Origin of the sequence: Pseudomonas machongensis (assembly GCF_034961125.1) — a bacterium.
Taxonomy (GTDB): Bacteria; Pseudomonadota; Gammaproteobacteria; order Pseudomonadales; family Pseudomonadaceae; genus Aquipseudomonas; species Aquipseudomonas machongensis.
Genome location: NZ_JAYFUI010000186.1, coordinates 41,717 through 52,433, shown reverse-complemented (window position 1 = coordinate 52,433; position 10,717 = coordinate 41,717). Strand labels below are relative to the sequence as shown.

Sequence of the window (10,717 nt, the reverse complement as noted above, 5' to 3'; positions counted from 1 at the left end):
GAATCAGTGGGTCAGATGAACAGGTCCAGGCGGAAGTACACTGGGCGTTCCTTGTCGGGTAGCGCCCCTGGGCGCTCCAGGCTGTGGGCGAAGGTCACGCTGGCCGCCAGGTGCTGGCCGCGGGCGAACAGCTCGAAGGCGTGGCTGCTGGCCTGGCCATGGCGGTCGCCGTTGTAGCGGTCGTTGCGGATCACGCCAACGTCGTAGCCCAGGCCCACGCCATACTCGGCCAGCACCGGGCGCAGGGCGGCCCAGGTGATCGGGCGAGTCCAGCGCAGGTCGTTACGCCAGTACGCGCCACTGTCGCCCGACAACGACTGGTCCTTGAGGCCGCGCACCGAGGCCTCGCCGCCCAGGCTGATGCGCTGCGGGCTGAACAGCACGTCCTCGCTGCGCTGACCGGTGGCCAGGCTGCTGAAGCTCAGGCGCTCGCCCAGCACGTCGAAGCCCTGCACGTAGCTGACGGTGGCGGTGTACTTGCGATAGCGCGCCACCGGTTCGCCGGGGCGCGGGTGGCCGTTGTCCTGGGCGTCGAAAGCACCGATGCCTTCTTGCAGGCCGAGGTCGAGGTTGACGAAGGCATTGCCCAGGCGACGGCCATGGTTGATGCCGAACTGTGCTTCGCTCAGACGGTTGCTGCTGCCATCCAGGCGGCTGTCTTCGATGTAGTTGTTGGTGCGCAGGTGGGCGATGCCGGCGTTGAGCGAGGTCTTGCTGGTGGCGTCGCGGTGCACCACGCGCTCGGCACGCAACTGGTGGTTCTGGCTGTCGCCGCTTTGCCTGAAGCTGAAACCGTTGCCCTGGGCTTGGGCGCGGTACTCGCTCTCACTGTAGCTGTAGCTGAAGTTCCACCAGCCCCAGGGCAGGTTGTAATAGAGCGCGCCGTTCTTCGAGCCCTGGGTGTGGTCGCTGACCACGTCGTGGCCGCCGCGTAGCACCAGTTGGTCGGCCAGGCCCAGCGGGCTGTCCCATTCAAGGCCCAGGTTCAACTGCTGCTCGCCGGTGCTGCGCTGCCCGCCGTTATTGCGCGACAGCGAAGCGCGCCAGGGTTTCTGCGCCTGGTTGCGAACCAGCACCTGGCTGCCGCCCAAGGCCTCGCCGGGGGCCAGTTCCATTTGCGCCCGGTTCGACGGCAAGCGGTTGAGCTGGTCGACCATCTGCTCGATTTCACGCAGGTTCAGGCCCTCGCCCGGCGAGCCGGGAAAGGCCATGGCCAACTCGCGCTCGCTCAGGCCGCTGCCAGGATCCGCGCGCAGGCTCTCCAGGCGCCCTTCGACCACCAGCACTTGCAGATGGCCGGTGGACAGGTCCTGCTGCGGCAGGTAGGCACGGCTGGTCACCCGGCCACGGTCCAGGTAATGGTTGGTGATGACCTTGAGCAGATCGTTGAGCTGGCTGACGCCCAGGCACTGGCCAATGAACGGCGTCATCAGGCGTTCGCGTTCGCCCTTGGACAGGCTGTCGGCACCCTTGAGGGTAATGGTGCGGATGGTGAAGCAGCGAGTTTCTTCGCGCGACGGCGCCTCTGCCTGCCCGGCGGCTTTGCCCGGCAGGGTGCGCAACTCGTCGAGGCGGCGTTGCTGTTCTTCGAGCAGACGGTTCTGGCGTTCGCGGATCAGGTCCTGGTCGCCGGGTGAGGCGGCTTGGGCACCGCCGACATCAAGAATGGCCAGCAGCGCGCAGACGGCGAGTCGCGGTACGGGGGTAACACCTGCCAGCATGTTCCATTCCCTGGAAATGAAATAGCGGGCAATGTTATTTAGCCATCATCTTGGCGTCAATTTAGCGTCTTCTTTCTAATTGCCGATCCCGACTTGCCTGAGCCGTGTAACCCTCGTAGTAGAGCGCTCGGAAACCATGGATCTTTTTTTCAACAAAGGAATAAAAGGCGGGGCTTCCCATCCTTTTCCACCACATTCGCAGCCCTACGGCATCACCGGCCGCTCATAGTGCGAGGTCGTACACAACGTCCGCAGCGGCACATGCCGTCCGGCCCAGTTGCGTGCCAACCGGTGGGAACACGTCCCGAGATCATGACGTAATCATTTTCACTTCCACCCCGAGGACCTTCATGTGCTAATCCGAGCGACATTTCGGTGGGGCAAAAAGCGAGGCAAGATTTCTGTCAGCGATAAAATGAGAATGCATAAAAAATCCAGTCACCGCTAAGTGACTGGATTCTTTGGAGTTTTTTGGTCGGGACGGAGTGATTCGAACACTCGACCCCTTGCACCCCATGCAAGTGCGCTACCGGGCTGCGCTACGCCCCGACTCTATTCTCGATACCGCTGAGAACGGTAAGAAATCTAACCTAACCTTTTGAATAATGAAAGCTTTTTTTCAAAAAAATCCATTCATCGTCAAGCAGGTTACTTCTTCAACACCACCAACACATCCTCCAACTCGGCAATCATCTGTCGAATCAGCTGCTTGTACTGGGTCGTGTCATCCTTGGCCTCATCACTGGACATGCGCAAGCGCGCACCGCCGATAGTGAAGCCCTGGTCATACAGCAAGGCGCGGATCTGGCGGATCATCAGCACATCTTGGCGCTGATAATAACGCCGGTTTCCGCGGCGCTTGACCGGGTTGAGCTGCGGGAATTCCTGCTCCCAGTAACGCAGCACGTGCGGTTTTACCGCACAGAGCTCACTGACTTCACCGATGGTGAAGTAGCGTTTGCCCGGAATGGGGGGCAGCTCGTCGTTATGGCTTGGTTCCAGCATAGGCCTCAACCCGGGCTTTCAGTTTCTGCCCTGGACGAAAGGTGACGACGCGCCGTGCGGTAATCGGGATCTCTTCCCCTGTCTTGGGGTTGCGGCCCGGCCGCTGGCGTTTGTCGCGAAGGTCGAAGTTGCCGAATCCGGACAACTTGACCTGCTCGTTCTCCTCAAGCGCGTGACGAATTTCTTCGAAAAACAACTCGACCAGTTCCTTGGCCTCGCGCTTGTTAAGCCCCAGCTCCTCGTACAGCCTTTCGGCCATCTCAGCTTTCGTCAGAGCACCCATGCCGTTATTTCCTTAACGTGGTGTTCAACCTTTGTTCGAGCGAGGTGAGGATATTTTGCAGGGTGGTGTTCACCTCATCGTCGTTAAGAGTGCGCGATGGATGCTGCCAGGTCAAGCCGACCGCGAGGCTTTTTCTATCAGGATCAATACCTTTACCCTGGTAGACATCAAACAGCCTGAGGTCTGTGAGCCATTCCCCTGCATTGTCACGAATTACTTCAAGCACGGCGCTCGACGCCACATCACGTCCTGCGATCAACGCCAGGTCACGACGGGTTTCAGGGAACTTGGACAGTTCGCTGAATTTCGGCAGACGACCTTCGACCACATCACCCAATACCAGCTCGAAGACGAACACCGGACGCTCCAGGCCGAGGGTCTTGGCCAGTTCCGGGTGGATGGCGCCCAGGTAGCCCACCTCCTTGCCGTCGCGCTCGATGCGGGCGGTTTGGCCAGGGTGCAGGGCTGGGTGCTTGCCTGCGCTGAAGCTGAAGTCGGCGAGCGCGCCGGAGTAGCCCAGCAGGGCTTCGACGTCGGCCTTCATGTCGAAGAAATCGACACTGTCACGGCCGTTGGCCCAGCCTTCCGGCAGGCGGCCGCCGGTGATCACGCCGGCGATCATCGGTTGCTGCTTGAGGTCGCCCAACTGGCCGACGAAGCGCAGGCCGCTTTCGAACAGGCGCACGCGGTCTTGCTGGCGGTTGAGGTTGTGCTGCAGCGCCTTGACCAGGCCCGGCCAGAGCGAGGCGCGCATCGCGGCCATGTCGCTGGAGATGGGGTTGGCCAGCATCAGCGGCTCGACGCCAGGGGTGAACAGCTCGAACAGCTTGGGGTCGATGAAGCTGTAGGTGATGGCTTCCTGGTAGCCGCGGGCGACCAGCAGGCGACGCAGGATCGGCAGTTCGCCGCGCGATTCCGAACGAGCCTTGGGGGCCAGGCGGGCTTGCGGGTAGCGAACCGGCAGATTGTTGTAGCCGTACAGGCGCGCCAGCTCTTCGATCAGGTCGACTTCGAGGCTGATGTCGAAGCGGTGGCTCGGGATCTCGACAGTCCATACCCCTGCCCCATTGGCGCTGGTTTTCAGCTTCAGGGCGTTGAGCAGTTGTTCGATCTGGGCCGGGGCCATGTCCATGCCGAGCATCTGGCTGACGCGTTCGGCGCGCAGGGTGACCGGAGCAACCTTGGGCAGGTGCTGCGCGCTCACGGCTTCGACGATCGGGCCGGCTTCGCCGCCGACGATCTCGAGCACCAGGGCGGTAGCGCGCTCCATGGCTTCGCGGGCCAGTTGCGAGTCGACACCGCGCTCGTAACGGTGCGAGGCATCGGTGTGCAGGCCGTAGGAACGAGCCTTGCCAGCAACGGAAACGGGCTCGAAGAAGGCGCTCTCCAGGAACAGGTCGCGGGTCTTCTCGGTGTTGACACCACTGTGCTCGCCACCCATGACGCCGGCAATGGCCAGGGCGCGGGTGTGGTCGGCGATGACCAGGGTGTCGCTACGCAGGGCAACTTCCTGACCGTCGAGCAGGACGAGCTTCTCACCCTCCTCGGCCATGCGCACACGGATGCCGCCGTTGATTTCGGCGAGGTCGAAGGCATGCATCGGCTGGCCGAGCTCAAGCATCACATAGTTGGTGATATCGACGGCTGCGTCGATGCTGCGTACGTCGCTGCGACGCAGGCGCTCGACCATCCACAGCGGGGTCGGCTTGCTCAGGTCGACGTTGCGGATGACGCGTCCCAAGTAGCGTGGGCAGGCCGCGGGAGCGCTGACGTCCACCGGGCGTACTTCATCGTGGGCAGGTGCGACGGCCGGGACCACCGGGCGGGTAACCGGGACGTCGTACAGGGCGCTGACGTCACGCGCCAGGCCGGCCACCGACAGGCAGTCGCCGCGGTTGGGGGTCAGGCCGATTTCGATGCTGGCGTCGTCCAGGTTGAGGTACTGGCGGATGTCTTCACCCACCGGTGCGTCGGCTGCCAGCTCCAGCAGGCCGTCGTTCTCTTCGCTGATCTGCAGCTCGGCGGCCGAGCACAGCATGCCGAAGGATTCGACGCCACGCAGCTTGGCCTTCTTGATCTTGAAGTCGCCAGGCAGCTCGGCGCCGATCATGGCGAACGGGATCTTGATCCCGGGGCGCGCATTGGGGGCGCCGCACACCACCTGGAAGGTTTCCTGGCCGTTACTGACCTGGCAGACACGCAGTTTGTCTGCGTCCGGGTGCTGCTCGGTGGCGAGGATCTCACCCACCACGATGCCGCTGAACTGGCCAGCCGCCGGGGTGACGCTGTCGACTTCCAGGCCGGCCATGGACAGGCGGGCGACCAGTTCGTCACGGGAGACTTGCGGGTTTACCCAACCGCGCAGCCACTGTTCACTGAATTTCATGCTGTTCTCCTGAAGATTGCGTCGAGGTGTGGCCTAGCGGAATTGCGCCAGGAACCGCAGGTCGTTGTCGAAGAACAGACGCAAATCGTTGACGCCATAGCGCAGCATGGCCAAGCGCTCGACACCCATGCCGAAGGCGAAGCCGGAGAATTCTTCCGGGTCGATGCCGGACATGCGCAGCACGTTCGGGTGGACCATGCCGCATCCCATCACTTCCAGCCAGCCGGTCTGCTTGCACACGCGGCAGCCTTTGCCGGAGCACATCACGCACTCCATGTCGACTTCGGCGGACGGCTCGGTGAAAGGGAAGAACGACGGACGGAAACGCACCGCCAGCTCTTTCTCGAAGAACACCCGCAGGAACTCTTCGATGGTGCCCTTGAGGTCGGCGAAGTTGATGTCGCGGTCGACCAGCAGGCCTTCGATCTGGTGGAACATCGGCGAGTGGGTGATATCCGAGTCGCAGCGGTAGACGCGGCCCGGGCAGACAATGCGGATCGGCGGCTGAGTGCTTTCCATGGTCCGCACCTGAACGGGCGAGGTGTGGGTGCGCAGCAGCATGTTGGCATTGAAGTAGAAGGTGTCGTGCATCGCCCGGGCCGGGTGGTGGCCGGGGATGTTGAGCGCTTCGAAGTTGTGGTAGTCGTCTTCGACCTCAGGGCCTTCGGCGATGCCGTAGCCGATGTGGGTGAAGAACTGCTCGATGCGCTCGAGGGTACGGGTGATCGGGTGCAGGCCACCGGTGGCCTGGCCACGGCCTGGCAGGGTGACATCAATGCATTCGGCAGCCAGGCGAGCGTTCAGCTCAGCCTCTTCGAAGGCGGCCTTGCGTGCGTTGAGCACGTCAGTGACGCGTTCCTTGGCGTCGTTGATCAGCGCACCGACCTTGGGGCGCTCTTCGGCTGGCAGGTTGCCCAGGGTCTTCATCACCTGGGTCAGCTCGCCCTTCTTGCCGAGAAATTGGACCCGGATCTGTTCCAGGGTATTGATGTCTTCAGCGCGCTCCACGGCCTCAAGGGCTTGGGAGACCAGCGCGTCCAGGTTTTCCATGTACAGACTCCAGATACGAAAATAGGGGAAGAGCTTTGAAGGCTCTTCCCCTATCGATGACGTTTTACACCCGCCGACACGGAGCGCCAGCGGATGATTGTCGCGGGTACTTAAGCCAGGACGGCTTTAGCTTTCTCGACAATCGCAGCAAACGCCGCTTTTTCGTTCACTGCCAGGTCGGCCAGAACCTTGCGGTCGATTTCGATCGACGCCTTTTTCAGGCCAGCAATCAGACGGCTGTAGGACAGGCCGTTGGTGCGGGCACCGGCGTTGATACGAGCGATCCACAGAGCGCGGAACTGACGCTTCTTCTGGCGACGGTCGCGGTAGGCGTATTGGCCTGCCTTGATGACCGCTTGCTTGGCAACGCGGAATACGCGCGAGCGTGCACCGTAGTAGCCTTTAGCCAGTTTCAGAATTTTCTTGTGACGCTTACGAGCGATGACGCCACGCTTTACACGAGCCATGAGTAACTTCCTCTATCTTTGACCGAAATTAACGTACGCGCAGCATGCGCTCGACTTTTGCAACGTCAGACGGGTGCAGCAAGCTGGCACCGCGCAGTTGACGCTTACGCTTGGTCGACATTTTGGTCAGGATGTGGCTCTTGAAAGCGTGCTTGTGCTTGAAGCCGGAAGCTGTTTTCAGGAAACGCTTCGCAGCACCGCTCTTGGTTTTCATTTTTGGCATGTTGGAACTCCGCATTCGATAAAATTACACAATAATCATCAGGCCTGCCGTGCCCGGGAGATTACTTCTTCTTTTTGGGAGCGATGACCATCATAAGCTGGCGTCCTTCCATCTTAGGATGCTGTTCGACGGTCCCGTATTCGACGAGGTCGGTTTCGACCCGCTTCAACAGTTCCATACCCAGCTCCTGGTGGGCCATCTCACGGCCGCGGAATCTCAGAGAGATCTTGGCCTTGTCCCCATCGGTAAGGAAACGTACCAGGTTGCGTAGTTTTACCTGGTAATCCCCTTCTTCCGTCCCTGGACGAAACTTGATTTCTTTAATCTGGATCTGCTTTTGGTTCTTCTTCGCTTCGTTGGCCTGCTTCTTCTTCTCGAAGAGGTGCTTGCCGTAGTCCATCACCTTGCAAACAGGTGGGACAGCGTCAGCGGAGATTTCCACCAGATCCAGCTTCGCTTCATCAGCGATACGAAGCGCTTCATCAATCGAGACGATGCCAATCTGCTCGCCATCAGCGCCAATTAACCGAACCTCGCGTGCCGAGATATTCTCGTTGATCGGTGCCTTAGGTGCAGTTCGTTTATCGTTTCTCATTTCACGCTTAATAGTCATTACTCCGATTCTTGGCGACCACGCCGGGAAACCGCATGCGACAGAAGCTCAGCGAATTGCGCGACGGGCATGGAGCCCAGGTCTGCGCCTTCGCGAGTACGCACAGCGACGGTTTGCGTTTCGACTTCGCGGTCCCCTATAACCAAAAGGTACGGGACCCTCAGCAACGTATGCTCGCGGATTTTAAAGCCGATCTTCTCATTTCTCAAGTCGGACTTGGCACGGAAACCGCTTCCATTCAGCGTTTTTTCCACCTCGAGGGCAAAATCGGCCTGCTTGTCGGTGATATTCATGATCACCGCCTGGGTCGGCGCCAGCCACGCGGGGAACACACCGGCGTAGTGCTCGATCAGCATGCCGATGAAACGCTCGAAAGAGCCGAGGATGGCGCGGTGCAGCATTACTGGACGCTTACGGGCGTTATCTTCGGCGATATAGCTGGCATCCAGACGCTCCGGAAGATTCGGATCGTACTGCAGAGTACCGCATTGCCAGTTACGACCGAGGCAGTCGCGCAGGGTGAACTCGATCTTCGGACCATAGAACGCGCCCTCGCCCGGCTGGTATTCCCAAGCCAGACCGGATTCGTTCAAGGCGTCGGCCAGCGCACCTTCAGCACGGTCCCACAGCTCTTCGGAACCGACACGCTTGGCCGGACGAGTGGACAGCTTCATGGCAACGTCGGTGAAACCGAAGTCCTTGTATACGTCCAGGGTCAGCTTGATGAAGTCGGCCGCTTCCTTCTTCACCTGCTCTTCGGTGCAGAAGATGTGGGCGTCGTCCTGCACGAAGCCACGCACGCGCATGATGCCGTGCAAAGCACCAGACGGTTCGTTGCGGTGGCAGGCACCGAATTCGGCCAGGCGCAGCGGCAGATCGCGGTACGACTTCAGGCCCTGGTTGAACACCTGCACGTGGCACGGGCAGTTCATCGGTTTTACCGCGTAGTCGCGGTTTTCCGACGAAGTGGTGAACATGTTCTCGGCATAGTTGGACCAGTGGCCGGAACGCTCCCAGAGGATGCGGTCGACGACCTGCGGGGTCTTGATTTCCTGATAGCCGTTCTCGCGCTGGACCTGGCGCATGTACTGCTCGAGCACCTGGTAGACGGTCCAGCCGTTGGCGTGCCAGAACACCATGCCTGGGGCTTCTTCCTGAAGGTGGAAGAGGTCGAGCTGCTTGCCGATCTTGCGGTGGTCGCGCTTTTCGGCTTCTTCGATGCGCTGGATATAGGCCGCCAGCTGCTTCTTGTCAGCCCAGGCGGTGCCGTACACGCGCTGCAGCTGCTCGTTCTTGGCGTCGCCGCGCCAGTAGGCGCCGGACAGCTTGGTCAGTTTGAATGCCTTGAGGAAGCGGGTGTTCGGCACGTGCGGGCCACGGCACATGTCGACGTATTCTTCGTGATAGTACAGGCCCATGGCCTGCTCGTCCGGCATGTCTTCGACCAGACGCAGCTTGTAGTCTTCGCCACGGGTGCTGAACACATCGATGACTTCGGCACGCGGGGTCATCTTCTTGACGACGTCGTAGTCCTTGTCGATCAGCTGGTGCATGCGCTGCTCGATCGCAGCGAGGTCCTCGGGGGTGAAAGGACGCTCGTAGGCGATGTCGTAATAGAAGCCTTCGTCGATCACCGGGCCGATCACCATCTTGGCGGTCGGGTACAGCTGCTTCACCGCGTGGCCGATCAGGTGGGCGCACGAGTGACGGATGATCTCCAGTCCCTCTTCATCTTTGGGGGTGATGATCTGCAGGGTGGCGTCGTGTTCGATCAGGTCGCAGGCATCGACCAGTTTGCCGTCGACCTTGCCGGCCAAGGTGGCCTTGGCGAGGCCTGCACCAATGGATGCGGCAACTTCAGCTACGGTTACGGCCTTGTCGAACGAACGTTGACTGCCATCGGGAAGAGTAATGGTGGGCATGGCGCCTCCTCTCCTAGTGGTGACCCCTACCAAAGGTCACGTGGGTTGGGATGAGCCAGTACAAGATCCGACCTGCCTTTCCCGGGGGAAAGCCTGCCTCACAGCGGCAGAAGCCTTTCGGCCTGTCAGGGGCGAACCAGAGTGACTGGAAAGATAACTTGCGCGCTGGACGTGAACAGCTGCAAGCCGGCCATGCTAGCACGCGGCCTGCGCGTGACGCAGAAATATTTGGAATTTACGCCGGAGCGGTGAACTTGTACGGAAAAATTCCTATCAGACCCTCTGAAGCATCCTACTCTTGATGAGACCTAACCCAAGGAGTGTCTGGTTATGCGAGTTCAGTCTCTTCTGGCCGCGTGTGCCGCGAGCGTCCTGCTGCTGCCACTGGCCGCCACCGCAGGTAACTTCCCCGCCGGCAAGGAGGCAGCCTACATGACCCAGTGCCAGCAAGTCGCGACCGGCCAGGGCGTGGACGCGGCAACGGCGAAGAAGCACTGCGATTGCGGCGCCCAAGCCATCAAAAAGAATTTCACCGATAAGGAGATCCAGGACCTCGACAGCACGGACGGCGTCGACGCCAAGTTGATGGCGAAAGCCCAGAGCGTGGTACAGGCCGCCTGCAAGCCAAAATGATGACCCGCCGAGCCGCACCGATCGCGCATTGTTTGCGCCAGATCAGTATCCGGCTAAGGTAAACAGCGCTACATAAGCAGAATTAGACTATGATGTTGCCGGTGCTCCGTAGCCTCGGCCGCATTGCACCACTGAAAAACTAAATGTTCTGGAGATTCACCTCATGTCCAATCGCCAACAAGGCACCGTCAAATGGTTCAATGATGAGAAAGGCTACGGCTTCATCACCCCAGCAGGCGGCGGCGACGACCTGTTCGTACACTTCAAGGCCATCGAATCCGACGGCTTCAAGAGCCTGAAAGAAGGCCAGACTGTTTCCTTCGTTGCCGAAAAAGGCCAGAAGGGCATGCAGGCTGCTCAGGTTCGTCCGGAGTAATTCGGATACCGCAGTAAAAAAACCCGCCTTCACCGGCG

11 protein-coding genes and 1 tRNA gene are annotated in these 10,717 nt (G+C 60.5%); 2 read left to right on the top strand and 10 right to left on the bottom strand.

Annotation, left to right across the window (positions count from 1 at the left end):
* Window positions 1-11 precede the first annotated feature (11 nt).
* The 10 genes from VA602_RS18345 to thrS all read right to left on the bottom strand — a co-directional run bounded on the left by VA602_RS18345 (window position 12) and on the right by thrS (window position 9,670).
* Window positions 12-1,721 carry a ShlB/FhaC/HecB family hemolysin secretion/activation protein gene (locus tag VA602_RS18345; RefSeq protein ID WP_323453902.1) on the bottom strand — a complete coding sequence of 570 codons (1,710 nt, stop codon included), beginning with the start codon at window positions 1,719-1,721 and terminating at the stop codon, window positions 12-14.
* Window positions 1,722-2,193: 472 nt separating this feature from the next.
* A tRNA-Pro gene (locus VA602_RS18340) sits at window positions 2,194-2,270 on the bottom strand.
* 99 nt (window positions 2,271-2,369) lie between these two features.
* The gene (locus VA602_RS18335) at window positions 2,370-2,726 is read right to left on the bottom strand and encodes a MerR family transcriptional regulator (RefSeq protein ID WP_054892048.1); all 357 of its coding nucleotides are present in this window, start codon (window positions 2,724-2,726) and stop codon (window positions 2,370-2,372) included.
* Window positions 2,707-3,009, bottom strand: coding sequence for an integration host factor subunit alpha (ihfA, locus tag VA602_RS18330; protein ID WP_003250679.1), 303 nt, complete (start codon window positions 3,007-3,009; stop codon window positions 2,707-2,709). The genes VA602_RS18335 and ihfA overlap by 20 nt, the downstream gene beginning before the upstream one ends.
* 4 nt (window positions 3,010-3,013) lie before the next feature.
* The gene (gene pheT / locus VA602_RS18325) at window positions 3,014-5,395 is read right to left on the bottom strand and encodes a phenylalanine--tRNA ligase subunit beta (RefSeq protein WP_323453901.1); all 2,382 of its coding nucleotides are present in this window, start codon (window positions 5,393-5,395) and stop codon (window positions 3,014-3,016) included.
* A gap of 33 nt (window positions 5,396-5,428) precedes the next feature.
* Complete coding sequence (gene pheS / locus VA602_RS18320) at window positions 5,429-6,445, bottom strand: phenylalanine--tRNA ligase subunit alpha (RefSeq protein ID WP_054892050.1); 1,017 nt, start codon at window positions 6,443-6,445, stop codon at window positions 5,429-5,431.
* Between the two features lie 110 nt (window positions 6,446-6,555).
* Window positions 6,556-6,912 (bottom strand): 50S ribosomal protein L20, encoded by a 357-nt coding sequence (rplT, locus tag VA602_RS18315; protein WP_003250671.1) that lies wholly within the window; start codon window positions 6,910-6,912, stop codon window positions 6,556-6,558.
* Between the two features lie 28 nt (window positions 6,913-6,940).
* Entirely contained in the window at window positions 6,941-7,135 is a 195-nt protein-coding gene (rpmI, locus tag VA602_RS18310) for a 50S ribosomal protein L35 (RefSeq protein WP_003250667.1), read from the bottom strand.
* 61 nt (window positions 7,136-7,196) lie between these two features.
* Window positions 7,197-7,748, bottom strand: coding sequence for a translation initiation factor IF-3 (gene infC, locus VA602_RS18305; protein WP_172964767.1), 552 nt, complete (start codon window positions 7,746-7,748; stop codon window positions 7,197-7,199).
* On the bottom strand, window positions 7,748-9,670 hold the full coding sequence (gene thrS / locus VA602_RS18300) for a threonine--tRNA ligase (RefSeq protein ID WP_054892051.1): 1,923 nt from the start codon (window positions 9,668-9,670) through the stop codon (window positions 7,748-7,750). The genes infC and thrS overlap by 1 nt, the downstream gene beginning before the upstream one ends.
* A 330-nt stretch (window positions 9,671-10,000) precedes the next feature.
* Between thrS and VA602_RS18295 the strand changes: the two genes are divergently transcribed.
* Together VA602_RS18295 and VA602_RS18290 are read left to right on the top strand one after the other, a co-directional pair.
* Window positions 10,001-10,303: a hypothetical protein gene (locus VA602_RS18295; protein ID WP_054892052.1), complete on the top strand. Its 303-nt coding sequence runs from the start codon at window positions 10,001-10,003 to the stop codon at window positions 10,301-10,303.
* Window positions 10,304-10,466: 163 nt separating this feature from the next.
* A complete protein-coding gene (locus VA602_RS18290) occupies window positions 10,467-10,679 on the top strand; it encodes a cold-shock protein (RefSeq protein WP_012313861.1) in 213 nt (70 codons plus the stop codon).
* Window positions 10,680-10,717: the final 38 nt, after the last annotated feature.

What these genes read in the sequence shown, in the direction of transcription:
- rplT (WP_003250671.1), bottom strand. Translation starts at nt 6,912, where the DNA reads ATGGCTCGTGTAAAGCGTGGCGTCATCGCTCGTAAGCGTCACAAGAAA.
- pheT (WP_323453901.1), bottom strand. Translation starts at nt 5,395, where the DNA reads ATGAAATTCAGTGAACAGTGGCTGCGCGGTTGGGTAAACCCGCAAGTC.
- infC (WP_172964767.1), bottom strand. Translation starts at nt 7,748, where the DNA reads ATGACTATTAAGCGTGAAATGAGAAACGATAAACGAACTGCACCTAAG.
- pheS (WP_054892050.1), bottom strand. Translation starts at nt 6,445, where the DNA reads ATGGAAAACCTGGACGCGCTGGTCTCCCAAGCCCTTGAGGCCGTGGAG.
- VA602_RS18345 (WP_323453902.1), bottom strand. Translation starts at nt 1,721, where the DNA reads ATGCTGGCAGGTGTTACCCCCGTACCGCGACTCGCCGTCTGCGCGCTG.
- VA602_RS18290 (WP_012313861.1), top strand. Translation starts at nt 10,467, where the DNA reads ATGTCCAATCGCCAACAAGGCACCGTCAAATGGTTCAATGATGAGAAA.
- thrS (WP_054892051.1), bottom strand. Translation starts at nt 9,670, where the DNA reads ATGCCCACCATTACTCTTCCCGATGGCAGTCAACGTTCGTTCGACAAG.
- VA602_RS18295 (WP_054892052.1), top strand. Translation starts at nt 10,001, where the DNA reads ATGCGAGTTCAGTCTCTTCTGGCCGCGTGTGCCGCGAGCGTCCTGCTG.
- ihfA (WP_003250679.1), bottom strand. Translation starts at nt 3,009, where the DNA reads ATGGGTGCTCTGACGAAAGCTGAGATGGCCGAAAGGCTGTACGAGGAG.
- rpmI (WP_003250667.1), bottom strand. Translation starts at nt 7,135, where the DNA reads ATGCCAAAAATGAAAACCAAGAGCGGTGCTGCGAAGCGTTTCCTGAAA.
- VA602_RS18335 (WP_054892048.1), bottom strand. Translation starts at nt 2,726, where the DNA reads ATGCTGGAACCAAGCCATAACGACGAGCTGCCCCCCATTCCGGGCAAA.